Source organism: Erwinia pyri (assembly GCF_030758455.1).
Lineage (GTDB): Bacteria > Pseudomonadota > Gammaproteobacteria > Enterobacterales > Enterobacteriaceae > Erwinia > Erwinia pyri.
The window spans coordinates 996,511-1,020,740 of sequence record NZ_CP132353.1 but is presented as its reverse complement, the minus strand read 5'-3'; the positions used below and the strand labels follow the sequence as shown (position 1 = coordinate 1,020,740).

Below are 24,230 nucleotides of genomic sequence, written 5' to 3'. Positions count from 1 at the left end.
CGTGATGGCGAGTCAATTCCATGCATCATCCCTGAACTTATCCCCCACTCCACCCTGCTCTTCTTACTCTGACGTTACGAATACCAACATGTATACAACCTGTTAGTGGCTGGACGGTTTTTTTAAGCCTGCCGTCTCAATTCTGGCCTGCAATATGCATTGCTATCTGAAAGCTAGCAATAGTCAGCCCGCATCAGGCACGCTTACAGAGAGGAAAATGGTTTGAATAATCAGGAGATCCTGGATCTTGACGCCGTTTCACTGGCGGCTCTGATCCGCAATAAATCGCTTTCACCGGTAGAGGTAACCCGGGCGTCTTTGCAGCGCATGGATCTACTGGAACCCGAGCTTCACGCTTTTTGTACGCCGGTGCCCGACCTGGCGATGCAGCAGGCACGGGAGATTGAGCGAAAGATCATGCAGGGCGACGATGCCGGCCCGCTGGCTGGCGTGCCGGTCGCCATTAAAGATCTGATTGCAACGGCAGGGATTAAAACCGTCTCAGGCTCCTGGATATATGAAAATTTCATTCCTGACGAAGATGACATCACCGTCGAGCGGCTGAAGGCGGCGGGGGCGATCGTACTTGGGAAGACCAACGCGCCGGAGTTTGGCTACAGCGGCACCGGACATAACCCGGTTTTCCCGACTACCCGCAACCCGTGGAATACGGCGCTAACGCCGGGCGGCTCCAGTGCCGGTTCTGCTGCTGCACTGGCTGCCAGGATCTGCCCGCTGGCGCTGGGGAGCGACGGCGGCGGCTCTGTCCGCATCCCCGCCGCGCACAGCGGCCTGTTTGGCATGAAAGCCTCGATGGGGCGCGTGCCGCTCTATCCGGGTTGCCGCGATGAACGCTATCCCGGTCTTTCAAGCTGGGAATCCCTTGAACATATCGGCCCGATGACGCGCACCGTTGCGGATGCGGCGCTGATGCTGTCAGTGATTGCAGGCCCCGATCCGCGCGATCGCCACTCGATTCCCACCAGCGATATTGACTGGCTCCACGCCGCAAAAGGCAGCCTGAAGGGGCTGCGTATTGCCTACAGCGCAGACTGGGGTTATGCGGCAGTTGACCCTGAAGTGCGCGAAATCGTCGGCAAGGCGGTACGCGTATTTGAACAAGAGCTGGGCTGCGTGGTGGAAGAGGCGCATCCCGGCTTCAGCGATCCTCAGGAGACCTTTGCAGCCCTGGTGGCGCAGGAAACCGATCTCACCAGCATGCGTAAGCTGATGGAAAGCTACGGCGAGCGCATGTCACCCCATCTGGTCGCGATGCTGAAAAAAGAGTGGACCGCCGAAATGTTCACTGACGCCAACAGGCAGCGCAAAGCGGTCACCAATAAGATGTGGCGCTTTATGCAGCGCTACGATCTGCTGCTGACCCCAACGCTCGCTACGCCGCCCTTCCCTGTTGATATCGAAGGTCCGGAGACTATCGAAGGACGCAAAGTTACTCCCGCCGAATGGCTGGCGTTTGTGTTCCCGATCAATCTGACCGGCCAGCCTGCGGCTTCCATTCCTGCCGGATTTACCGCAGACGGCCTGCCTGTGGGCCTGCAAATTGTTGGCCGCCATCTGGATGACGCTCTGGTACTGCGCGCCAGCGCTGCGTTCGAAAAAGTGTGCGGCTGGCAGCACCGGTTGCCGCCAATCCTCTCCCGCTAACCCTTTACTCACCGCTACCGGAAAAACATTATGAGCCAGAAAAGATCGCTGCTTTCGGAAACCCCGCCGGGGTTAGAGCAGGAGTTTGAAAATGAGGCGGTGCCGCTTTCGCATCGTCATTCCACCCGCTCGGTCTCCGCCGTCTGGTTTGGTTTCCCGATGATCCTGACCAACGCCGTTTTCGGCGGCATCATCGCCTATAACCTGGGATTCTGGCGCTCAATCCTGGCTATTCTGGCGGGCAATCTGGTGCTGTTTGCTTACGTCGGCGCACTAAGCTATCTGGCCGGAAATACCGGGCTGAACTTTGCTATGCAGGCGCGGAAAACTTTCGGTAACCGCGGCTATATCATTGCCTCTGCGTTTCTCTCTACCGTGGTGATCGGCTGGTATGCCTTTCAGACAGGCCTGACCGGCACCATTGTTAACGCCACATTCGGCTGGAATACCACGTGGGTCATTGTGCTGGCGACGGTGCTTTATACCGGCATCACCTTCCTCGGTGTGCGTGCGCTCTCCATCATTGGCATGATTGCCGCCCCGATGTTCGTGATCCTCGGCCTGGTGGCGCTCTATTTTGTGGCGCAGCAGAGCGATCTCAGCCAGATTTCAGCTTATCAGGGCACGCACGGCGGTATCAGCATCGGCATCGCCATGACCATGGTGATCGCTGGTTTTGCTGACTCTGGCACCATGACGGCGGATTTCACGCGCTGGTCCCGACAGGGGAAATCTGCGGTGGTAGCCACCTTCTCAGCCTTCCCGGTCGCGAACGTCGTTTCACTGCTCTCCGGCGTGGCGATCGTCTCTGCCGGTGCTGGCATCAATCCGGCGCAAAACGGCGGCGATTTCCTGCATCTGCTGACCGGACACAATGCGCTGCTTAATCTGCTGGCGCTGCTGTTTGTCTTTATCAATCTGGGATCCGTTTGTACGCACTGTCTCTATAACGGCGCGGTTGGCTACAGCCATCTGTTTAAGAGCAAAATGCGTTTATGGACGGTGATCCTGGGGCTGACGGGCGGGCTGTTAGCGGTGGCTGGCGTCTGGAGCTATTTCCTGAACTGGCTCAGCCTGCTGGGCGTCGCCGTCCCGCCGATTGGGGCTGTGATGATTGTTGACCTGCTGATAATGGGCCATATCGTCAGCTCGCGGCCTGAACGCGCTTATCGCACCAGCGCTTTTATTAGCTGGGCCTTCGGCACCCTGTGTGCCAGCATCGCGCATATCTGGTTCCCGGATGCCGGAGAAGCGCTGATTGGCATGCTGGCGGGCGGCATCGCCTATGGCGTTATTCAGTCACAGACGGCTAAAAAATGGGTGGCAGCATGAATAACTTGCTGGAAGAACGCTTTGTCCCGGCCGCGCCCTATCGCTGGCCCTGGAATGGCCAACTCTCCACGGAGAATACCGCGCTTATTGTGATTGATATGCAGACGGATTTTTGCGGTAAAGGGGGATATGTGGAGACGATGGGCTATGACATCAGCTTAACGCGTGCCCCCATCGCCCCGCTCCGTGAACTCCTGCACGCCATGCGCTCAAAGGGCTATACCATCATTCACACCAGGGAAGGCCACCGGCCCGACTTAGCCGACCTGCCAGCCAATAAGCGCTGGCGTTCGCGACAAAAAGGGGCGGGCATTGGCGACCCCGGGCCGTGCGGGAAGATCCTGATCCGTGGCGAGCCGGGCTGGGAGATCGTTCCAGAGCTACAGCCAACAGAAGGAGAAATTGTGATCGATAAGCCGGGCAAAGGATCGTTTTACGCCACCGATCTTGAACTGATCCTGCGCACGCAGGGGATCCAGAATCTGCTGCTTACCGGCATCACCACCGATGTCTGTGTGCACACCACAATGCGGGAAGCAAACGACCGTGGGTTTGAATGTTTACTGGTCGCCGACTGCTGCGCCGCCACCGATCCCGCTAACCACGCCGCTGCGCTGGAGATGGTGAAAATGCAGGGCGGCGTGTTTGGCGCAGTGGCCAGTTCTGCCGATCTGCTGGCCGTTATAACGGCTTAATTTCTCCTGGCGGGTGCGACGCATACGCCGGGATCTTTTCTCCCTTGTCCTGGCCGATGGAACTATCCTCTCCCCTTAACCACGTAACGACTGAGATGAAACGTTTGGTAGCACTTCGCAACCAGATGTTTCGTTGATGTTCTTTAACCTGGTCCAGTGGAGATTGTCATGAATATGAGAGTAAACCCCGGTGGGATGATGAATCAAGCGCCAGACGGTATGCTGGCATCACGCTTCACCCTGAAACAGGAGGGCAAAAACGGTGAAACAGGTTTTGGTCCGGCTTCCGGAAAATCGACCCCTTTGCAGTATGGCGGCACCTCCGGTACCACCAGTGAGAAATCTTCTGCCTCATCGCTGCTCTCCGATTATAAAACCCTGCTCGATTCGCTGATCAAACAAGGTCAGGACGAGCTTAAAAAGCTCAAGGATGAACTGGCGCAACAGCAGTCTCAGTCTGGTGCAGAAAACTCGCCCGCTACCACAGAGAGCAGCAATCAGATGTCGCAGCTACAGATGCTGCTCGACAGCCTGATGAAGTTCCTCAAAGAGAGCCAGCAGAGTCAACAGGGACAGCAGCCTGCGGCTAACAGCACCTCTTCAGATGCCCAGCTGACCGCGATGATGACGCAGCTCAAAGATCTCCTCTCCACTATTGGCGAAACCTCTGCCACCGGGGCGGCTACGACCGGCAGTGAAAGTACCGGCCCGGCGATGCCCACGGATGAAAAAGATACCAGCGTCCCGCCCTCCACCGACACCCTGTTTAAAAACATGGATGGCGACAACCGTTCAGCCGATGAAATCATCAATGACAACCCGGTGTTGAAGAACCTGGGCAATCAGAAAGATATCAAGCAGGAAGATCTCAAGAAGCAGTTTGGTGACTGGACCGCCAACAACCCGGATGAGAAAAGCCGGGCGCTGGCGGCCAAGAACATGTCCTATTTCCTGAATAACGTCAAAGCGCTGGATAACCGTGAAGGCGGCGATCGCGGTGATATCAGTACTAACGGGAAAATAGAGGGGCTGACCAAAAGCGGCGACGCCCGTCACGGTACCGAAGCGGCTATCGTCAAGGATGTGGCGGAACAGGGTCTGGACAAAATGTTCCCTAAAGACGGAAGACTGACGCAGACCAAGGATGAGATGGTAAACCTGAACGGCACCAACAAGAGCGGTTTTCAGGGCCTTTGTCTGAAGGTGGGACGTGCGCTCGCCTTTATTCCGGGCCTGAGTAATTTCCTGACCGGCATGGGCAGATCGGAAAGTACTAATCCGTGGGAAGTGCTCAAAGGCGGTGTTGTCGGTGCGGCGAAAACGGCCTTTGATGCGCTGAAAGGCGTGGTGGAAGGATTGGGTAAAGGCCGGCTTAACCCGATTCAGATGCTGTTAAGCGCTTACAAAGGTGCGGTAAGCAACACCTACGTGATGCAGGATGCAAAGTCAGATGTGAAGGATAAGGTAAAAGAGACCGTCTGAGCAGAAGAGTCAGGCAATAAAAAAGCGGTGGTTTTCACCACCGCTTTTCGCATTTACATCTTAAAGTGCCTGTGCTTATTCGCGGAACAAGGCTTCAATATTCAATCCCTGCGCCTGCAGAATTTCACGCAGACGACGCAGACCTTCAACCTGAATCTGGCGAACACGTTCACGGGTCAGACCAATTTCGCGACCCACATCTTCCAACGTGGCCGCTTCATAGCCTAACAGGCCGAAACGACGTGCCAGCACTTCGCGCTGTTTGGCGTTCAGTTCGAACAACCATTTAACGATGCTCTGCTTCATGTCATCGTCCTGGGTGGTATCTTCCGGACCGTTCTCTTTCTCATCGGCCAGGATGTCCAGCAGCGCTTTTTCAGAATCACCGCCTAGTGGCGTGTCGACTGATGTAATGCGTTCGTTGAGGCGCAGCATGCGGCTGACATCATCAACAGGTTTATCAAGCTGCTCGGCAATTTCTTCTGCGCTTGGTTCGTGATCTAACTTGTGGGTCAGTTCACGAGCGGTACGCAGATAGACGTTCAGCTCTTTAACGATATGGATTGGCAGGCGAATAGTACGGGTTTGATTCATGATAGCCCGTTCAATCGTCTGACGAATCCACCAGGTAGCGTAAGTAGAGAAGCGGAATCCTCTTTCAGGATCAAACTTCTCTACCGCGCGGATTAACCCCAGGTTACCTTCTTCAATCAGGTCCAGCAAAGCAAGACCACGATTGCTGTAACGGCGGGCAATCTTCACTACCAGTCGTAAGTTACTTTCAATCATGCGGCGACGAGAGGGAACATCACCACGCAGAGCCCGGCGAGCAAAGAAAACTTCTTCTTCAGCCGTCAACAGAGGAGAATAACCGATCTCTCCCAGGTAGAGCTGCGTCGCGTCCAATACTCGTTGCGTAGCGCCTTGTGACAACAGCTCATCTTCAGCTATTTCGTTATCAGCAGGTTCATTTCCGACAAGAGCCTTCTCATCAAAAACTTCAGCTCCGTTTTCGTCGAATTCCGCATCTTCATGTAACTCATTAACTTTCAGCGTATTCTGGCTCATAAGCGGCTCCTACCCGTGATCCAAGGGCAGAACACCAAGGTTCTGCCGGATTATCGCTGCGGTAAATAACGCAGCGGGTTTACGGATTTCCCCTTGTAACGAATTTCAAAATGCAATCTAACCGAACTTGTGCCGGTACTACCCATGGTTGCAATCTTCTGACCCGCTTTCACTTCTTGCTGCTCGCGGACCAGCATCGTATCGTTATGGGCGTATGCACTCAGGTAGTCATCATTATGTTTGATGATAATCAAATTACCGTAACCGCGAAGCGCATTCCCTGCATATACCACTCGCCCTGAGGCGGTTGAGATAACAGGCTGTCCTCGCGATCCCGCGATATCGATCCCTTTATTGCCGCCTTCGGAAGCAGAGAAGTTATCGATAATCTTACCGTCTGTCGGCCAACGCCAGTTACCCACGGGGGTAGTGCTGTTAGTTGTGCTGCTGACGGTCGGGGCAGTAACCGGTGCTGTTGTCGTTGCAACAGTATTTGTACCGGATGAAGGTAACATTTTGCCTTCACTTGGTTTACCTGAATCCTCAGAATACGTAATAACAGGCTGCTGTGCAACCGCTCCGCCTTTGATTTGTGGCGTAGAGGGTTGAACCGCTACACCGCCAGCATTGGCATCGGCAGCGGTGATGGCATTGCCACCGGTCAGGGTGCCACCGGAGCTGTTACTAACCTGCAACTGCTGGCCCACGTTGAGACTGTAAGGCGCGGAGACATTATTTCGCTGGGCTAAATCACGGAAATCATTGCCGGTAATCCAGGCAATATAGAACAACGTATCGCCTCGTTTAACGGTATATGTCTCTCCGCTGTAGCTACCTTTAGGAATATTCCCATACGAGCGGTTATAGACAATATGGCCATCCTGGGTCACCACGTTCTCATTTGCTGGCGCAGAAGCCGCGTTTGAGGAGGCAGAAATGTTCTGCGGCGCACTGATCACACCGCTGGAGTTTGCCGAGATAGAAGCAGGAGGGGCGGTATAGCCGCCGTTGCCGCCGGCTTCGCTGTTGCTGGCACTGGCAGAAGCGCCGCTTAGCATACCGCCGCTGTTGCCTCCGCCAACGGAGCTGATAGGAGCCTGTGTGTTATCGCTGGAACAGCCAGCCAACCAAAAACCAACAAGTGAAACAGCCGCAATTCGGCATAACTTGAATACTGGGCTTCCTGTGCTCATTTAACTCCCCCATGACGGCAAAACTGTGACCACTGCGGCGGCCTGTAGGCGCGCATCCGCAGTAATAAATCGTGAAATGAATAAGATACTAACAATATCGCTGAGCAGGTGCCATTTACAGATGTGTGTAATTGCTAACGTCTCAGGCGAGATCGCCCCTTACCAGCGGAACAAAACGCACCGGCTCTACGGTATCAACAATAAACTCACCGCCCTTGCGTCGGATACGTTTTAATTCCTGATGCTCTTCTCCCACGGGCAGCACTAAAATCCCCCCTTCATCAAGCTGAGACATCAGCTCAACCGGGATTTCAGGCGGTGCCGCGGTAACGATGATCGCATCAAAAGGTCCACGCGAGGGCCAGCCCTGCCAGCCGTCGCCGTGGCGCGTGGAAACGTTATGCAGATCAAGCTGTTTTAAACGACGCTTAGCCTGCCACTGTAACCCTTTGATCCGTTCAACGGAGTAAACATGTTCCACCAGATGCGCCAGAATAGCGGTCTGATAACCGGACCCAGTGCCAATTTCCAGCACGCGTGAACCGGGACTCAGCTCCAGCAGCGAGGTCATTTTCGCTACCATATAGGGCTGAGAGATGGTCTGCCCGGAACCAATAGGCAGCGCCATATTTTCCCAGGCCTTGTGTTCGAACGCCTCATCGACAAAACGTTCGCGCGGGACATCCTCTATCGCTTTCAGCAACCGTTCATCGTCAATGCCCTGCTGGCGCAGCTGTGCCAGTAGCGTATCAATCCGGCGGATCACCATTCGTTGCTGACCTCGACACTTTCAAGCCAGGACGCCACTTTCTCCTGCGCGGCATGGGCAGTGAGATCGACGTGTAGCGCAGTAACGGAAACATACCCCTGATCCACGGCCGCAAAGTCCGTATCGGGACCGGCATCAAGCTTCTGCCCCGGCGGACCGATCCAGTACATCATGTTGCCACGAGGATCCTGCTGCGGGATCACCTGATCGCTGGGATGACGACTGCCACAGCGGGTCACGCGGATTCCCTTTATCTCTGAAAGCGGTAAATCCGGCACGTTAATGTTCAGGATCCGGCCGGTTCGCAGCGGCTCGCGCAGCAGCGCACGCAAGATTGAACAAGTCACCGCCGCTGCCGTATCGTAATGCTTATAGCCGTCCAGTGAGACCGCCAGCGCGGGTAATCCCAGGTGACGCCCTTCCATCGCGGCCGCTACAGTGCCTGAATAGATGACGTCATCGCCCAGATTCGGCCCCGCATTAATGCCAGAAACCACAATGTCCGGTTTGGGCTGCATCAGCGAATTGACGCCGAGATAGACGCAGTCCGTCGGCGTGCCCATCTGCACGGCAATGTCGCCGTTAGCATGGGTAAAGGTGCGTAACGGCGTTTCCAGCGACAGGGAATTAGAGGCACCGCTGCGGTTGCGATCGGGCGCGACGACCTGCACCTCGGCAAATTCACGCAGCGCGGCAGCCAGCGTCTGAATGCCTGGCGCATGGATCCCGTCATCGTTACTCAGCAATATTCGCATCTTCACCTTCTTGTTCGATAATTTCACGCGCCAGCGCCGTGGCAAAACTGCCTGCCGGTAGCCAGAAATTGAGTTCGACGGTGGCCTCATCCCACCAGCTCCAGCGCAGGTCACGTGGTTTCACCAACAGGGCGCGACGAGCCGCCTCAACGCGTTCACGCTCAAGCAGTGTAATCAATTCTGTCTCGGCTGCCAGGCTTTGTTGCTCAAAAGCGAGCGCGCTGTGCAGCGTTCCCCAGGCACCGCTACCGGGCAGCGGCGCGGTGATACGCAGTTCGTCGTTCTCTGCCCGCGCCTGCAACGTTGCCAGCTCAGCTTCTTCCGCGACAAACCAGCTGCCACGCCCGGTGAGCTGTAACGCATCGCCCGCCATCACGCTGGAGAAGGTTCCCTGCGCCAGCCTCTCGCTCGCCACCTGATTGAACATTGCGCTGCGGGCCGCCGAAAGCAGGAAGCTGCGTTTATTGCGCTCTTTAACGCGGATCTCGTTGGCAGCCCAGCGGCGAGCCATCAGCAAATTGTTGCCGTTGTGGCCAAACCGTTGTTCACCGAAGTAATTGGGTACGCCAGCCTTAGCAATCAGACCCAGACGTTGCTCAACCGCATCACGGTCTGAGATTTGCCGTAACACCAGGGTAAAGGCATTTCCCTGCAGCGCGCCCGTACGCAGTTTACGACGATGGCGGGCACTTTCCAGCACCTCGCACCCTTCCAGCTGAAATGCAGATAAATCTGGCGTCTCTTTGCCGGGAATTCGCAGGCAAAACCACTGTTCAGTTACCGCGTGCCGGTCTTTCATCCCGGCAAAGCTGACGTCCCGGGGAGGGATACCGGCAAATTTCGCCAGCGCTTCCGCCACAAAGCGGGTATTGCAGCCGTTTTTACGAATGCGTACCAGTACCTGCTCGCCCTCTCCATCCGGGCGGTAGCCCAGATCTTCAATGACCACGAAATCTTCCGGGTTGGCTTTCAGCACCCCTGTAGCGCTGGGTTTTCCGTGCAGCCAGCTCAGCTCGTCAACGGCCATTACGCTTCCGCCCTGACGATCAGCGCCACGGCTTCACAGGCGATACCTTCACCCCGGCCGGTAAATCCCAGCTTTTCGGTAGTGGTCGCCTTCACGTTGACATCATCCATATGGATGCCGAGATCCTCAGCAATATTGATACGCATCTGCGGGATGTGCGGCAGCATTTTTGGCGCCTGCGCGATCAGGGTGACATCAACGTTTCCCAGCCGATAGCCCTTTTTCTGCACCTGACGCCAGGCTTCGCGCAGCAGTTCACGGCTGTCCGCGCCCTTATAGGCAGCATCGGTATCCGGGAAGAGTTTGCCGATATCTCCGAGCGCGGCCGCACCCAGCAGCGCATCCGTCAGCGCATGCAGCGCCACGTCGCCATCGGAGTGGGCAAGCAGCCCCTTTTCATAAGGAATACGTACGCCGCCAATAATCAGCGGGCCTTCGCCGCCAAACGCGTGAACATCAAAACCGTGGCCGATACGCATCATGCGCTCTCCTTATTAATTAATTGGGTCAGGTAAAACGCGGCCAGCGCTAAATCTTCCGGCCTGGTGACTTTGATATTGTCGCTGCGTCCGATAACCAGTTCAGGATGATAACCACAATACTCCAGCGCCGACGCTTCGTCAGTGATCGTCGCCCCTTCCTGCAAGGCACGGGTCAGACACTCCCGCAACAGCGTCAGCGGAAAAAGCTGCGGCGTCAGAGCGTGCCATAACGCTTCGCGATCGACGGTGTGGGCAATCGCCTCTTTGCCTGGCTCTGCCCGCTTCATGGTATCGCGAACCGGCGCCGCCAGGATCCCTCCGACTTTACTGGTCGACGTGATGGCGAGCAGGCGGTTGAGATCGTCAGGATGCAGACAAGGCCGCGCAGCGTCATGCACCAGCACCCAGTGCGCGGAAGAGGCAACGTTCAAACCGGCTAGCACGGAGTCCGCACGCTCTTTCCCGCCCTGCACCACCGAGATACGGGCGTCGCTGGCAATCGGCAGGGAGGAGAAATAGGGATCGTCCGGGCTGATGGCGACAATAATGCGGCTGACCGCCGGATGAATCAGCAGACTCTCCAGCGCATGCTCAAGCAGCGTTTTACCGCCGAGCTTCAGGTATTGTTTGGGACATTCTGACTGCATCCGGCTGCCGATACCGGCAGCCGGGACCACAGCGACAAGCGCCGGAAAGGAGTCTGCGATATTCATGGGTTATCGTTGCTGACTGGTAGAAGCACCCTGCTGCGCGTTTCGTTTATTTTGATCCGGCACAAGGCGATAGAAAGTCTCACCGGGTTTGATCATCCCCAGCTCGTTACGTGCGCGCTCCTCAATTGCTTCAGAACCGCCGTTAAGGTCGTCGATTTCTGCAAACAGCTGATCGTTTCGCGCTTTTAGCTTCGCGTTGCCGCCCTGTTGCACCGCAACATCGTCTTTAACGCGCGTATAGTCATGTATGCCGTTCTTGCCCAGCCAGAGCGAATATTGCAGCCAGCCCAGTAACACAAGTAACAGCAGCGTAAGTTTTCCCATCCCCGCCCCCTGAAAAACGGCTCAATCATCCCATAACTTTTCATCCGACTCCACTTTACCGGTGATTTAACCCTGTATTGGTGAATCGGTGAGCGTTCTTCGCCCGAATCGCGGGCTTGCAGGCAATATTTTCTCCCCGAATGGGGATGCAGACAGTAAATCTGGCCGGGCCAGCAGTCAATACGGTGGAGCGGTCAGGTTACCATCCGCTCAGTAGCGTAAACAGCAGCCAGAAAAGAAAAATAACTATCAGCGTGGTGAGTAATATGGTCCAGATCAGCTGGCCGCGCAGGATCACGCTGGCGGCGATGCCGACCAGCACGGAAACGGGCAGCAGCGCCAGAAAGAAGGGCCACGTATAGAGAAAGAAAAACAGCGTGGACGAGCCGTAGAGCATGAAAGGGATCGCCAGAGCGAGCCAGTAAGCGGCAAAGCCCACTACTCCACCAGGAAAAGACCAGGAGGGCTCTTCCCGATCGCGATCTTCTTTACGGGCCAGTAAGGGCGTAACGTTATGCATAAGTATCCTGTGGACGCGAAAATCGGCGCGCTCTGAGGCGTTTTGCCGAGGCTATCTCAGGAAGGGATCATATCGTGACATCGCTGCAGATCTACACTTGAACCCGCAATATTGTTACCAATTGTTGGTACAACGGCGCAGCTGAGAGCTTTAAGGGGGGCCAGCAGGGAGCCTGACTTAACAATAAGCCAGGCTCCTTTTCAACTTTCGTGACTCACCTGGCGATTACGCTGGCAGGTGCTGCTGCTGGCGAAGCAGCGCCACAATCTGAGAAACCAGCACCGGCACCGACTGTGCGCCATCAAGATGCATCTCCGCCTGCTCAGGCGCTTCGTAGACTGCATCGATACCGGTGAAATTACGCAACTCACCGGCCCGCGCCTTCTTGTATAACCCTTTCGGGTCACGCGCTTCACAGATCGCCAGCGGCGTATCCACAAACACTTCGATAAATCGCCCTTCACCCAGCATATCCCGCACCATCTGGCGTTCAGCACGATGCGGAGAGATAAACGCGGTGAGCACCACCAGCCCGGCATCAACCATCAGTCTGGCGACTTCGCCCACCCGACGGATATTCTCTTTGCGGTCATCATCGCTGAAACCGAGATCGCGGCACAGCCCGTGACGGACATTGTCGCCGTCGAGCAGATAGGTGCTGACCCCAAGCTGATGCAGCGCCTGTTCCAGCGCGCCAGCCACGGTCGATTTCCCCGATCCCGAAAGACCGGTGAACCAGAGCACCGCGCCCTGATGGCCATGCTGCTGCTCTCGCTCAGCACGCGTCACCGCGTGCGAATGCCAGATAACGTTTTCGTCGTGTTCAGCGGCCATTACTGGCCGCCCAGCAGATCGCGTGCGTTCCAGTGCGGGAAGTGACGACGAACCAGCGCATTCAGCTCCAGCTCAAACGCGCTGAAGTTGCCCCGATCCTGCACCACATCCTGTAACGGTTCGCGAATCATCCCGGCACCCACCGTGACGTTGCTCAGGCGATCGATAAAGATCATGCCGCCAGTTACCGGGTTAGCCTGATAATTGTCGAGCACCATCGGTTCATCAAAGGTCATCTCCACCAGGCCGATGCCGTTCAGCGGCAGGCTTTCGACGTCGTGCTGCGCCAGGCTGTTGATCTCAACCTGATACTTAATCTTTTCAATACGGGCGCGGGTTTTCTTACCGGCAATTTTGATATCAAAGCTCTGTCCCGGCACCAGCGGCTGCTCGGCCATCCAGACCACGTCTACCGCAGCGGCCTGCACCGGTTTCAGCGTCTCTTCTGCGGCTACCAGCAGATCGCCACGGCTGATATCAATCTCATCCTTCAGCACCAGGGTGATCGCCTCGCCCGCCTGCGCTTCCTGCAGATCGCCATCAAAGGTCACGATACGGGCGATAGAAGATTCCACGCCAGAAGGAAGCGCCTTAACGCGCTGGCCCACTTTCACGCTGCCAGATGCCAGCGTACCGGCATAGCCACGGAAATCCAGGTTAGGACGGTTAACGTACTGCACCGGGAAGCGCATCGGCTGCTGCTCGACCACGCGCTTCACCTCTACGGTTTCCAGCACGTCCAGCAGCGTCGGGCCGGTATACCAGCTCATCGCTTCGCTTGGCGAGGCAACGTTTTCCCCTTCCAGCGCCGACATCGGCACAAAGCGGATATCCAGGTCGGCAGGAAGCTGACCGGCAAAGTCCAGGTAGTCCTGTTTGATCTGCTCAAAAGTGGCTTCGCTGTACTCCACCAGATCCATTTTGTTGATCGCCACGATCAGGTGCTTGATGCCCAGCAGCGTGGAGATAAAGCTGTGACGACGAGTCTGATCCAGTACCCCCTTGCGCGCATCAATCAGCAGGATCGCCAGGTCGCAGGTCGAGGCGCCGGTCGCCATATTACGGGTGTACTGCTCGTGTCCCGGCGTATCGGCAATAATGAACTTACGCTTCTCGGTGGAGAAATAGCGGTAAGCCACATCAATGGTAATGCCCTGCTCACGCTCCGCCTGCAGGCCATCCACCAGCAGCGCCAGGTCGAGCTTTTCGCCCTGGGTACCGTGACGTTTGCTGTCGTTATGCAGCGAAGAGAGCTGATCTTCATAAATCTGGCGCGTGTCGTGAAGCAGGCGACCAATCAGCGTACTCTTGCCGTCGTCGACGCTGCCGCAGGTCAGAAAGCGCAGCAGGCTTTTATGTTGCTGCGCGTGCAGCCAGGCTTCAACGCCGCCCTGGTCAGCAATTTGTTGTGCAATGACGTTGTTCATCTCGGCTCCTCAGAAATAACCCTGGCGTTTCTTCAGCTCCATTGAGCCGGACTGGTCGCGGTCAATAACGCGGCCCTGACGTTCGCTGGTGGTGGAGACCAGCATCTCTTCAATGATCCCCGGCAGCGTCTGCGCTTCAGACTCCACTGCGCCGGTCAGCGGCCAGCAGCCGAGGGTACGGAAACGCACCATACGCTGCTCAATCACTTCGCCAGGTTGCAGGTCGATGCGATCGTCATCAATCATCATCAGCATGCCGTCGCGCTCCAGAACCGGACGGGGAGCCGCCAGGTACAATGGGACGATCTCAATATTTTCCAGGAAGATGTACTGCCAGATATCCAGCTCGGTCCAGTTGGAGAGCGGGAAGACGCGAATGCTTTCGCCTTTGTTGATCTGGCCGTTGTAGTTATGCCACAGCTCAGGACGCTGATTTTTCGGGTCCCAGCGATGGAAACGGTCGCGGAAGGAGTAGATACGCTCTTTCGCACGCGACTTCTCTTCGTCACGGCGGGCGCCGCCAAAGGCAGCATCAAAACCATATTTGTTCAGCGCCTGCTTCAGGCCTTCGGTTTTCATGATGTCGGTATGCTTGGCGCTGCCGTGGACGAACGGGTTAATGCCCATCGCCACGCCTTCCGGGTTTTTATGCACCAGCAGCTCAGCGCCGATGTTTTTCACCGTGCGGTCGCGGAACTCGTACATTTCGCGGAATTTCCAACCGGTATCCACGTGCAGCAATGGGAACGGCAGCGTGCCAGGATAGAACGCCTTGCGCGCCAGATGCAGCATCACCGAGGAGTCCTTGCCGATGGAGTACATCATCACCGGGTTGCCAAACTCTGCCGCCACTTCACGGATGATATGGATACTTTCCGCTTCCAGTTGACGCAGGTGGGTGAGTCGTTTTTGATCCATAACTTTTCCTCAAGCCAAATTCACAACGGCGGACTCGCGTCCGTCCTGCTGCGCTGAATGTTGAAACCATGCCAGCTGTTGGTGCAGGTTAACCACTTCCCCTATTACCAACAGCGCCGGCGTCGGTGCGCGATGCGCTAATGCGTCTAATTCTTGTAGCGTGCCGATCAGCACCTGCTGATCCTGTCGCGTGCCGCGACCAATCACCGCCACCGGCGTCTGAGCGTCGCGCCCGTGAGCAATCAGCTGTGCGGAGATCTCTGCCGCTTTCATGGTGCCCATATAGATAGCCAGCGTCTGCCGGGCGCGGGCCAGTGAAGCCCAGTCCATGCCCTCGCCGTCGGCACGGCAATGACCGGTAATAAACGTTGCGCTCTGCGCATGGTCACGGTGGGTCAGCGGGATCCCTGCGTAGGCGGTTGCGCCTGCGGCAGCCGTTACGCCCGGTACCACCTGGAAGGGGATGCCCGCTTCCACAGCAGCCTGTAACTCTTCACCGCCCCGGCCAAAGATAAAGGGATCGCCCCCCTTCAGCCGCACCACGCGTTTGCCTTTCTTCGCCAGCTCAACCAGCAGACGGTTAGTCTCTTCCTGCGGCACGCTGTGCGCATTTGCCCGCTTGCCTACGCAGATGCGGTCGGCATCGCGGCGCACCAGGTCCAGAATTTCATCGCTGACCAGATGGTCATAGAGCACCACGTCAGCCTGCTGCATGACCTGAAGACCCCGCAGCGTCAACAGGCCCGCATCGCCCGGCCCGGCACCCACAAGGATGATTTCACCTTCGCTGGCTTCCGGGTCGTCAAGCTGCTGATCCAGCGTGCGCTTCGCGCCGTCGATGTTGCCGGAAGCGACCTGGCTGGCAAACAGCCCGTTAAAGGCTCTCTCCCAGAAACGGCGGCGATCCGACATCTTGCTGAAGCGCTCTTTGACTTTGTTGCGCCACTGTCCGGCGATTTCCGCCATCTGTCCCAGATTGGCAGGCAGCAAAGCTTCCAGCTTTTCACGCAGCAGTCGGGCCAGCACTGGCGCGGTGCCGCTGGAAGAGATGGCGACCACCAGCGGAGAGCGGTCCACAATTGAGGGGAAAATAAAGGCGCACTTGGGCTGATCGTCAACCACGTTAGCCAGCAGGCGACGCTCGCTGGCATCGGTGAAGACGCGGGCATTCAGCTCGCCGTCATCGGTGGCCGCAATCACCAGCCAGGCGCTATCGAGTTGAGAAGGCTGATAAGCTTTGGCGATCCAGCTGACTGCACCGCTCTTTTCCAGCGCAGTCAGCTCTTCACACAGCTCGCGTGCCGCAATGTTGACGTGAGCGCCCGCGCGACGCAGAAGCTCAATTTTGCGCGCAGCCACGTCACCGCCGCCTACAATCAGCACCGGTTTATTACGGATGTCTGCAAAAATCGGAAGATAGTCCACGTCAGCCTTTTTCATTAATGACATAAAGTTCATGCGACTATACGGCCCAGGCTTCAGGCTTATGAAATTACTAATTGGAATGAGTAGTTACTGAATGGAATAACGTTGTGGCAAAGCTACGCACAAAATGTGCTTAACGGATGATATTTAGGGCATTTAAGAGAGAATGAAATTGTGCAAAGCGCGTCACACTTTCATACTATCCGGGTAAAAAAACTCGCAGGATCGTCACCGGATGACGACTAAGGATCTGACATGTTTTCCCGACTCTGCCTGAGTGCGCTGGCCGCGCTGCTCAGTTGCGGTGCTGTTTTCCCCTTATCGGCTGCCCAGCAGGATGGCCAGTTCGCTGAGCAACAGTTGCGCCATATCGCCACCTACTTCCCCGGCCGTATGGCGGGCAGCCCGGCAGAGATGCTGACAGCAGACTACCTGCAGCGCCAGTTCACTGAAATGGGCTATAAAAGTAACAAGCGTACCTTCACCGCTCGCTATCAATATCCTTCGCAGGATGGACATATCACGTCGCATAACGTGACCGCTACCTCGGTGATTGCCGCCAAAGCGGGCGACGTTCCCCAGCAGATTATCATTGTTACTCACGCGGATACTTACCTGCCAGCCAGCGACAGCGACCGGCAACATAATCTGGGTGGGTTAACCCTTCAGGGCGCGGACGATAATGCCTCCGGGCTGGGCGTGATGCTGGAACTGGCGCAGAAGCTCAGAAAAGTGCCGCTGCATTACAGCCTGCGCTTCGTCGCCCTCAGTGCCGAAGAGCTGGGCCAGCGCGGTGAAGAGGATTACCTCGCCCGTATGAAGCCGGAAGAGAAGAAGAACACGCTGCTGGTGATAAGCCTGGACAGCCTGATTGTTGGCGATAAACTCTATTTCGACAGCGGCAGCAACACGCCGGAAGCGGTTGCCCGCCAAACGCGAGACCGTGCGCTGGCCATCGCCCGCCTGCATGGGCTGGCGGCAGCAACAAACGGCAAAGCGGTGAAAAAACGTCCCGCAGAAGATCGGTTTGATCAAGCGGGGTTCCCTCTGCTTAGCATCCGCGCCACCAACTGGGATCTGGGCAAACGTGACGGGAAGCAGCAGCGAACCGCCAGCCGCCATTTCCCGCAGGGCACCACGCTGCATCAGGCATCGCTCGATAACCTGGCCTATCTCGATCGCTGGTTGCCTGGGCGGATTTCGCAGCGCACACGCGCTACCGTTAAAATTCTCCTGCCGCTGATTACCGAGCTGGCAAATCCTAAAACCTGATCCAGGAGTTGCAATGTATATCGTTAGCCTGAGTTATACCCGTCCGATGGACGAAGTGGATGCCGTGCTGGATGCGCATATGGCGTGGCTGGATAAGTATTTCGCCGCCGGCGTTTTCATCACCGCCGGCAGGAAGGAGCCTCGAACAGGCGGCGTAATTATCGCCAGGGATATCGATCGTGAACGGCTGAACACCATCCTGCAGGAAGATGCCTTCCAGGCGGTGGCGGAGTATGAGGTGACACAGGTTAATATCACCCGCGCCGCCAATGAGTTTAACGCGCTTATTGGCAGTTAAAGACAACGCTAAAGGTTAAAGCGAGGGGAACGCTGGCCGTGAATAAAGCGTCTCGCGCCATGGACGGCGCGAGCCGAGCTGTCAGGGATGACGTTTTTTGCGTCTTTATGAACGGCCAGCGTTCCCTTCGCAGACACCAGCCTCACAGACAACTCCCCGCAAGCCCGAATACACCTCACCGCATTTCCTTCGCAGCCCCCAGCCTCACAGACAATTCCCCGCGAGCCTGAATACACCCCACCGCATTTCCTTCGCAGCCCCCAGCCTTACAGACAACTCCTCTCAAGCCTGAATATGACTCCGGCGTTACCAGCAAAAAAAAAGCCCACGGGTCACCCCATGAGCTTTATCGCTTTCAGTCCGGCTACATGCTACTCGTGCAGCCCGCACTCGCGCTTCAGGCCGAAGAAACGGGTTTCCTCTTCCGCCATTCCTGGCTCCCATTTACGGGTGGTGTGCGTATCGCCCACCGAAAGATAGCCCTGATCCCACAGCGGGTGATATCCCAAATCGTTCTCTTGCAGATACTGATGCACCTGACGGTTATCCCAGTCGATGATCGGCAGCACCTTAAAGACGCCACGCTGGATAGCCAGCACCGGCAGATGTGCACGACTGCTGGACTGATCGCGACGCAGACCGGCAAACCAGGTCTGCCCGTTTAACTCTGCCAGCGCCCGGTTCATTGGCGCAACTTTATTGATCTCGTTGTAGCGTTCAATCCCTTCAACGCCCTGCTCCCACAGCTTGCCGTACCTCGCCTCCTGCCATGCCGCGCTTTGCTCTGCACGGAACACCTTCAGGTTGAGGTCCAGCTTCTCCGTCAACCGATCGATAAACTGATAGGTTTCCGGGAACAGATAACCGGTATCGGTCAGGATCACCGGAATGCCCGGCTTCACCTGATTCACCAGATGCAGACTGACCGCAGCCTGAATGCCGAAGCTGGAAGAGAGCACCGCTTCGCCGGGCAGATTCTCCAGCGCCCAGAGCACGCGCTCCTGAGCAGAGAGCTTATCCAGTTTGCTGTTCACTTCCGCCAGCGCCATCACGCGCTCAACTTTAGGTAATTCGTTCAGTGCCGAGAGATCGAGTACAGACATATCACGCCTCCGTTATGCCCAAAAATCGCGGGCCGGATCGACAACCGGTTTCACCACGCCTGCGCGAATAGTGAAATCGCCAAAGCCTTCATCAGCTTCGCGCTCTTTTGACCAGCGACCCAGTAATGCATCAAGGGTAGACAAAATTTCATCTTCGGTGATGTTTTCACGGTACATACGCGGGATGCGCGTCCCGATGCGGTTCCCGCCCAGATGCAGGTTATAGCGCCCCGGCGCCTTGCCCACCAGCCCTATCTCCGCCAGCAGCGCCCGACCACAGCCATTCGGACAGCCGGTCACGCGCAGCACAATGTGCTCATTGCCCACGCCGTGCGAACTCATCAGCTCCTCCACGCGGGTGACAAAATCTGGCAGGAAACGTTCGGCTTCCGCCATTGCCAGCGGGCAGGTTGGGAACGACACGCAGGCCATAGAATTTTCACGCTGGGCAGTGACGCTTTCCATCAAGCCGTGGCTGCGGGCCAGCGCCTCAATTTTCGGCTTCTCCGCTTCCGGCACGCCCGCCACAATCAGATTCTGGTTGGCGGTGAGGCGGAAATCGCCCTGGTGAATTTTCGCAATCTCTGCGATGCCGGTTTTCAGCGGACGACCCGGATAGTCCAGCAGGCGGCCATTTTCAATAAACAGCGTCAGGTGCCACTTATCATCAATCCCCTTCACCCAGCCGATACGATCGCCACGGGTGGTAAACTCATAAGGGCGGATCGGCTCAAACTTGATCTCTGCACGACGCTCAACTTCCGCCTTAAACGTCTCAACGCCTACACGCTCAAGCGTATATTTGGTTTTGGCATTTTTACGGTCGGTACGGTTGCCCCAGTCGCGCTGGGTGGTCACCACCGCTTCCGCTACCGCCAGCGTTTTCTCCAGCGGCAGGAAGCCAAACTCGCTGGCGGTACGCGCATAGGTCGCTTTGTTACCGTGGTCGATAGACAAGCCACCGCCCACCAGCAGGTTAAAGCCAATCAGCTTGCCGTTTTCAGCAATGGCGACGAAGTTAAGATCGTTCGCGTGCAGATCCACGTCGTTATGCGGCGGCACCACCACGGTGGTTTTAAATTTACGCGGCAGATAGGTTTCGCCCAGAATCGGCTCTTTATCCGTGGTGGCGACTTTCTCCTGATCCAGCCAGATCTCGGCGTAAGCACGCGTCTGCGGCAGCAGGTGCTCAGAGAGCTTTTTCGCCCACTCGTAGGCTTCCTGATGCAGCTCAGACTCAACCGGATTCGAGCTGCACAGCACGTTGCGGTTTACGTCGTTGGCGGTTGCCAGCGCATCCAGCCCTACTTCGCTCAGCATCTGGTGCGCAGGCTTCACGTTGCCTTTCAGAATGCCGTGAAACTGGAAAGTCTGGCGGTTGGTCAGACGAATGCTGCCGTAAATCGTATTGTTCTCAGCAAACTTATCGATACCCAGCCACTGTTTCGGCGTGATGATACCGCCCGGCAGACGGCAGCGCAGCATCATGGCATGACGCGGCTCCAGCTTCTGCTCGGCGCGCTCGGCACGAATATCGCGGTCATCCTGCTGATACATGCCGTGAAAGCGGATCAGCAAAAAGTTGTCGCCGGTAAAGCCGCCGGTCAGACCGTTTTGCAGATCTTCGGCGATGGTACCGCGCAGATAATTACTCTCTTTCTTCAGGCGCTCTGCGTCGGTGAGTTTGCCTTCAACCACCAGCGGGCCAGGATGTTTTTCATTAGTCATTAGTAAACGTCTCGCTGATAACGGCGCTCAATGCGCAGCTCACTTAAAAATTCATCGGCGGTCTCAAGATCCATGCCGCCGTGCCCGGCTATCACTTCCAGCAACGCCTGCTCCACATCCTTCGCCATCCGGTTTGCGTCACCGCAGACGTAGATATGCGCGCCCTGCTCGATCCAGCGCCACACTTCGGCACCCTTAGCGCGGATTTTATCCTGTACATAGACTTTCTGCTGCTGGTCGCGGGACCAGGCGAGATCGATATTCGTCAGCAGCCCATCCTTCACGTAGCGCTGCCACTCTACCTGATAGAGGAAATCTTCCGTAAAGTGCGGGTTGCCAAAGAAGAGCCAGTTTTTGCCTGCGGCGCCCTCATTATCACGCTGCTGCATAAAGGCGCGGAACGGTGCAATACCGGTGCCTGGCCCGATCATAATGACCGGCGCTTCCGGGTCAGCCGGCAGACGGAAGTTGTCGTTATGTTCGATAAAGATGCGCAGATCGCCATCCTCTTCCAGACGATCGGCCAGGAAGCTGGAAGCGCCGCCTGCACGAACACGCCCGTCAATTTCATAACGCACAGCACCCACGGTGATATGCACTTCGCTCTCGCTCTCAGCCTGCGACGAGGCGATAGAGTAAAGGCGTGGCGTCAGCGGACGCAGCAGGCCAGTCAGCTGATCGGCCGTCAGCTCGACGGGTGCCTGACGGACCATATCCACAATTGGCGTGTTCTGCGCGTAGTGCTGAAGCCGTGGTTTTTCATTAATCAGCCCCAGCAGCGTTTCATCCCGGCACAGCTTGCCGTACTGCTCAACGATCTGCGGCGTATTCACCGTCAGCTCAAAATGCTTTTGCAGCGCCTCGGCCAGTGGCAGCGTCTGCCCGTTAACCGTAACGCTCTCATCGCCTTTCAGCCACAACAGCTCAACCAGCTCCTGCACCAGAGCGGGGTCGTTCTCAAACCAGACGCCCAGCGCATCACCCGGCTGGTAGCGCAGGCCTGAATCGCCGAGATCAATCTCAATATGGCGAACGTCTTTATCGGAGTTACGTCCGGTAATTTTCTGATTCACGGCCAGAGTGGCGGTCAGCGGCTCCTCTTTAGTGTAGGGGCTGCTGAAGACTTCGTTCACCGTACCGGTGGCGCTAACCGCAGCCGCCGCAGGTGACTGGCCTGGCGCTCGCGCCTTGAGGATTTCAACAATCTGCTTACGCCATTTCTCTGCGTCAGCGGCATACTCAACGTCAGCATCCACACGATCCAACAGCCGCTCACCGCCCAACTCCGCCAGCTTGCCGTCGAAATCTTTCCCCGCCTTGCTGAAGAATTCATAAGAGGTATCGCCCAGGCCGAACACGGCAAACGCGGTACCGTCCAGCTTCGGCGCCTTCTTCGACATCAGGAATTTGTGCAGCGCGACGGCCTCTTCCGGCGGATCGCCTTCACCCTGGGTAGAGGCGACAACCACCAGCAGTTTTTCCTGCGCTATCTGCTTGAACTTGTAATCACCTGCGTTAACCAGGTTAACGCTCAGCTTCGCTGCCAGCAGATCGTCACGCAGCTGCTCTGCCACGCGACGGGCGTTACCGGTCTGAGAGGCGGAAAGCAGGGTAATAGTAGTAGCCTCCACCGGGGCTGGCGCAGAGAGGGCTGCCGCACCAGGCGTCTGGTTGACCATGCCCCAGAAATAGCCAGAGAGCCACGCCAGCTGCGTGGTCGAGAAATCCCCGGTGGCCGCCTGCAAACGGGCGAGTTGTTCCGGATTCAGCGGAAGCAGAGAGCTTGGAGGTGCCTGAGTCGTCATTGCGTTGAAGGTTCCAGTATCGGGTGGTCCGGGCCGTAAAGACAGCAAGATAGGAGTAGGGTAACGACAAGCATAATAACCCTTAAATAAGGGTTGGTAATAATAAATAACCAAAACGACTAAACGGTTTTAGGGGTAAGAGATAGTGGCAAAACAGGTTAGCTAACCGGTTGATAAACAAACTATTAATCTTTGGCGGATTTGAAGCACTGCTTAAAATCAACAACCGGCCAGGAAACGGGTGCGAAAAAAGGCGTTTTCAGGTAAAATCCGCCGGTTTTTCCCAGCAACAGAGAACGTTTATGGCTACCACGCTGTTTAAAGATTTCCAATTCGAGGCGGCTCACCATCTGCCTAACGTGCCGGAAGGGCACAAATGTGGCCGCCTGCATGGGCACTCCTTTCTGGTGCGGCTCGAAATTACTGGCGAAGTGGATGCGCATACCGGCTGGATCATCGATTTTGCCGAACTGAAGGCGGCTTTTATGCCGGTTTACGATCGGCTGGATCACTACTATCTGAACGATATCCCCGGCCTTGAAAATCCCACCAGCGAAGTGCTGGCGAAATGGATCTGGGATCAGATGAAGCCAAAGCTCGCCGATCTCAGCGCCGTAATGATCAAAGAGACCTGCACCGCTGGCTGCGTCTATAAAGGTTAATACCTCTGCGGATCGGCTCAGGCCGGTTCGCCCTTCCCCACTGTCATCCTACTGTCATCCCCCTTCACTACGTTGTTGGCTCCTTCATTAAAGATCAAGAGAATCAACAATGAACTCGTTGACTAAATTTTCTGCCGTTGCCGTACTTGTCGTCGCCTCTGCTCAGGCTACCGCCATGAATATTCTGGATTTCCCTCAGCCTGATAATAACCCTGATGAATTTTATGCCCTGACCGAAATCCCCGCTGGCGGCATCATCAAATATGAAACTGATGCTAAGACTGGCTTTATTGTCGCTGACCGCTTTCAGTCAATGCCTGTTGCCTATCCGGCCAACTATGGCTCGCTGACGCAATCACTGGGTGGGGATAACGATCCGTTAGACGTTATTTTTTACACCCGCGCGCCCATGGCACCGGGTACATTGATCAAGCTGCGCCCAATTGGCGTGCTGAAGATGATTGATGGCGGTGAGTCCGACGACAAGATTGTTGCGGTTCCTGCCAGCAAAATCGACCCGACTTATGATGAAATCCAGTCGATTAACGATCTGCCGAAGCTGGAAAAAGAGCGGCTTGAGGCTTTCTTCCGCGTCTATAAACAGCTTCCTGCTGGCCGCAAAAAAGTCGAGCTGAGCGGCTTTGAAGATGCAGCCGCCGCCAAAACCGAGATCAAATCGGCTTATGAAGCCTGGAAGGCTAAAGCGCCAAAACCAGAGTAACGGCAAAGTCTG

General features: G+C 56.4%; 24 protein-coding genes. 8 read left to right on the top strand and 16 right to left on the bottom strand.

Going from position 1 to position 24,230, the window contains the following annotated elements:
* Nucleotides 1-222: 222 nt before the first annotated feature.
* From Q3V30_RS04785 to Q3V30_RS04770, 4 genes are all read left to right on the top strand, one after another.
* Entirely contained in the window at nt 223-1,665 is a 1,443-nt protein-coding gene (locus Q3V30_RS04785; RefSeq protein ID WP_306210982.1) for an amidase, read from the top strand.
* Between the two features lie 30 nt (nt 1,666-1,695).
* Nucleotides 1,696-2,997 carry a purine-cytosine permease family protein gene (locus Q3V30_RS04780; protein ID WP_306210980.1) on the top strand — a complete coding sequence of 434 codons (1,302 nt, stop codon included), beginning with the start codon at nt 1,696-1,698 and terminating at the stop codon, nt 2,995-2,997.
* Complete coding sequence (gene biuH / locus Q3V30_RS04775; RefSeq protein ID WP_428979236.1) at nt 2,994-3,692, top strand: biuret amidohydrolase; 699 nt, start codon at nt 2,994-2,996, stop codon at nt 3,690-3,692. The genes Q3V30_RS04780 and biuH overlap by 4 nt, the downstream gene beginning before the upstream one ends.
* Nucleotides 3,693-3,860: 168 nt before the next feature.
* A complete protein-coding gene (locus tag Q3V30_RS04770) occupies nt 3,861-5,174 on the top strand; it encodes a hypothetical protein (protein ID WP_306210978.1) in 1,314 nt (437 codons plus the stop codon).
* A 75-nt stretch (nt 5,175-5,249) separates the two neighbouring features.
* On the opposite strand, the gene rpoS is transcribed toward Q3V30_RS04770, so the two are convergent.
* From rpoS to cysG, 13 genes are all read right to left on the bottom strand, one after another.
* On the bottom strand, nt 5,250-6,242 hold the full coding sequence (gene rpoS / locus Q3V30_RS04765; protein WP_306210976.1) for an RNA polymerase sigma factor RpoS: 993 nt from the start codon (nt 6,240-6,242) through the stop codon (nt 5,250-5,252).
* 50 nt (nt 6,243-6,292) lie between these two features.
* Nucleotides 6,293-7,435: a murein hydrolase activator NlpD gene (gene nlpD / locus Q3V30_RS04760; RefSeq protein WP_306210974.1), complete on the bottom strand. Its 1,143-nt coding sequence runs from the start codon at nt 7,433-7,435 to the stop codon at nt 6,293-6,295.
* A 142-nt stretch (nt 7,436-7,577) separates the two neighbouring features.
* Nucleotides 7,578-8,204 carry a protein-L-isoaspartate(D-aspartate) O-methyltransferase gene (locus Q3V30_RS04755; protein WP_306210972.1) on the bottom strand — a complete coding sequence of 209 codons (627 nt, stop codon included), beginning with the start codon at nt 8,202-8,204 and terminating at the stop codon, nt 7,578-7,580.
* On the bottom strand, nt 8,198-8,959 hold the full coding sequence (surE, locus tag Q3V30_RS04750; RefSeq protein ID WP_306210970.1) for a 5'/3'-nucleotidase SurE: 762 nt from the start codon (nt 8,957-8,959) through the stop codon (nt 8,198-8,200). Before surE ends, Q3V30_RS04755 begins: the two co-directional genes overlap by 7 nt.
* Complete coding sequence (gene truD, locus Q3V30_RS04745) at nt 8,940-9,986, bottom strand: tRNA pseudouridine(13) synthase TruD (protein WP_306210968.1); 1,047 nt, start codon at nt 9,984-9,986, stop codon at nt 8,940-8,942. Before truD ends, surE begins: the two co-directional genes overlap by 20 nt.
* Nucleotides 9,986-10,465, bottom strand: coding sequence for a 2-C-methyl-D-erythritol 2,4-cyclodiphosphate synthase (gene ispF / locus Q3V30_RS04740; RefSeq protein WP_306213076.1), 480 nt, complete (start codon nt 10,463-10,465; stop codon nt 9,986-9,988). Before ispF ends, truD begins: the two co-directional genes overlap by 1 nt.
* Complete coding sequence (ispD, locus tag Q3V30_RS04735; RefSeq protein ID WP_306210966.1) at nt 10,465-11,181, bottom strand: 2-C-methyl-D-erythritol 4-phosphate cytidylyltransferase; 717 nt, start codon at nt 11,179-11,181, stop codon at nt 10,465-10,467. The genes ispF and ispD overlap by 1 nt, the downstream gene beginning before the upstream one ends.
* A gap of 3 nt (nt 11,182-11,184) precedes the next feature.
* Entirely contained in the window at nt 11,185-11,505 is a 321-nt protein-coding gene (gene ftsB / locus Q3V30_RS04730; protein WP_306210964.1) for a cell division protein FtsB, read from the bottom strand.
* A 199-nt stretch (nt 11,506-11,704) separates the two neighbouring features.
* Nucleotides 11,705-12,025 (bottom strand): DUF3561 family protein, encoded by a 321-nt coding sequence (locus tag Q3V30_RS04725; RefSeq protein WP_306210962.1) that lies wholly within the window; start codon nt 12,023-12,025, stop codon nt 11,705-11,707.
* Nucleotides 12,026-12,250: 225 nt separating this feature from the next.
* Nucleotides 12,251-12,859: an adenylyl-sulfate kinase gene (gene cysC, locus Q3V30_RS04720; protein WP_306210960.1), complete on the bottom strand. Its 609-nt coding sequence runs from the start codon at nt 12,857-12,859 to the stop codon at nt 12,251-12,253.
* Nucleotides 12,859-14,286: a sulfate adenylyltransferase subunit CysN gene (cysN, locus tag Q3V30_RS04715; RefSeq protein ID WP_306210958.1), complete on the bottom strand. Its 1,428-nt coding sequence runs from the start codon at nt 14,284-14,286 to the stop codon at nt 12,859-12,861. Before cysN ends, cysC begins: the two co-directional genes overlap by 1 nt.
* Nucleotides 14,287-14,295: 9 nt before the next feature.
* Complete coding sequence (cysD, locus tag Q3V30_RS04710; RefSeq protein WP_306210956.1) at nt 14,296-15,204, bottom strand: sulfate adenylyltransferase subunit CysD; 909 nt, start codon at nt 15,202-15,204, stop codon at nt 14,296-14,298.
* Nucleotides 15,205-15,213: 9 nt separating this feature from the next.
* Complete coding sequence (gene cysG / locus Q3V30_RS04705; protein ID WP_306213074.1) at nt 15,214-16,629, bottom strand: siroheme synthase CysG; 1,416 nt, start codon at nt 16,627-16,629, stop codon at nt 15,214-15,216.
* Between the two features lie 255 nt (nt 16,630-16,884).
* Here cysG and Q3V30_RS04700 point away from each other — a divergent pair, with 255 nt between their 5' ends.
* A complete protein-coding gene (locus Q3V30_RS04700) occupies nt 16,885-17,901 on the top strand; it encodes an aminopeptidase (protein ID WP_306210954.1) in 1,017 nt (338 codons plus the stop codon).
* A 13-nt stretch (nt 17,902-17,914) separates the two neighbouring features.
* Nucleotides 17,915-18,199, top strand: coding sequence for a YciI family protein (locus Q3V30_RS04695; RefSeq protein ID WP_306210951.1), 285 nt, complete (start codon nt 17,915-17,917; stop codon nt 18,197-18,199).
* A 371-nt stretch (nt 18,200-18,570) separates the two neighbouring features.
* Here Q3V30_RS04695 and Q3V30_RS04690 read toward each other — a convergent pair whose 3' ends face one another.
* Genes Q3V30_RS04690 through cysJ form a run of 3 tightly spaced genes read right to left on the bottom strand, consistent with a single transcriptional unit; the run spans nt 18,571 to nt 22,835 of the window.
* Nucleotides 18,571-19,302: a phosphoadenylyl-sulfate reductase gene (locus tag Q3V30_RS04690; RefSeq protein ID WP_306210949.1), complete on the bottom strand. Its 732-nt coding sequence runs from the start codon at nt 19,300-19,302 to the stop codon at nt 18,571-18,573.
* 12 nt (nt 19,303-19,314) lie between these two features.
* Nucleotides 19,315-21,030, bottom strand: a complete 1,716-nt coding sequence (cysI, locus tag Q3V30_RS04685) for an assimilatory sulfite reductase (NADPH) hemoprotein subunit (protein ID WP_306210948.1) — start codon at nt 21,028-21,030, stop codon at nt 19,315-19,317.
* Nucleotides 21,030-22,835: an NADPH-dependent assimilatory sulfite reductase flavoprotein subunit gene (gene cysJ, locus Q3V30_RS04680; protein ID WP_306210946.1), complete on the bottom strand. Its 1,806-nt coding sequence runs from the start codon at nt 22,833-22,835 to the stop codon at nt 21,030-21,032. Before cysJ ends, cysI begins: the two co-directional genes overlap by 1 nt.
* A gap of 302 nt (nt 22,836-23,137) precedes the next feature.
* Here cysJ and queD point away from each other — a divergent pair, with 302 nt between their 5' ends.
* Nucleotides 23,138-23,497 (top strand): 6-carboxytetrahydropterin synthase QueD, encoded by a 360-nt coding sequence (queD, locus tag Q3V30_RS04675; RefSeq protein WP_306210944.1) that lies wholly within the window; start codon nt 23,138-23,140, stop codon nt 23,495-23,497.
* A gap of 109 nt (nt 23,498-23,606) precedes the next feature.
* Nucleotides 23,607-24,218 carry an inorganic diphosphatase gene (locus tag Q3V30_RS04670; RefSeq protein ID WP_306210941.1) on the top strand — a complete coding sequence of 204 codons (612 nt, stop codon included), beginning with the start codon at nt 23,607-23,609 and terminating at the stop codon, nt 24,216-24,218.
* Nucleotides 24,219-24,230 lie beyond the last annotated feature (12 nt).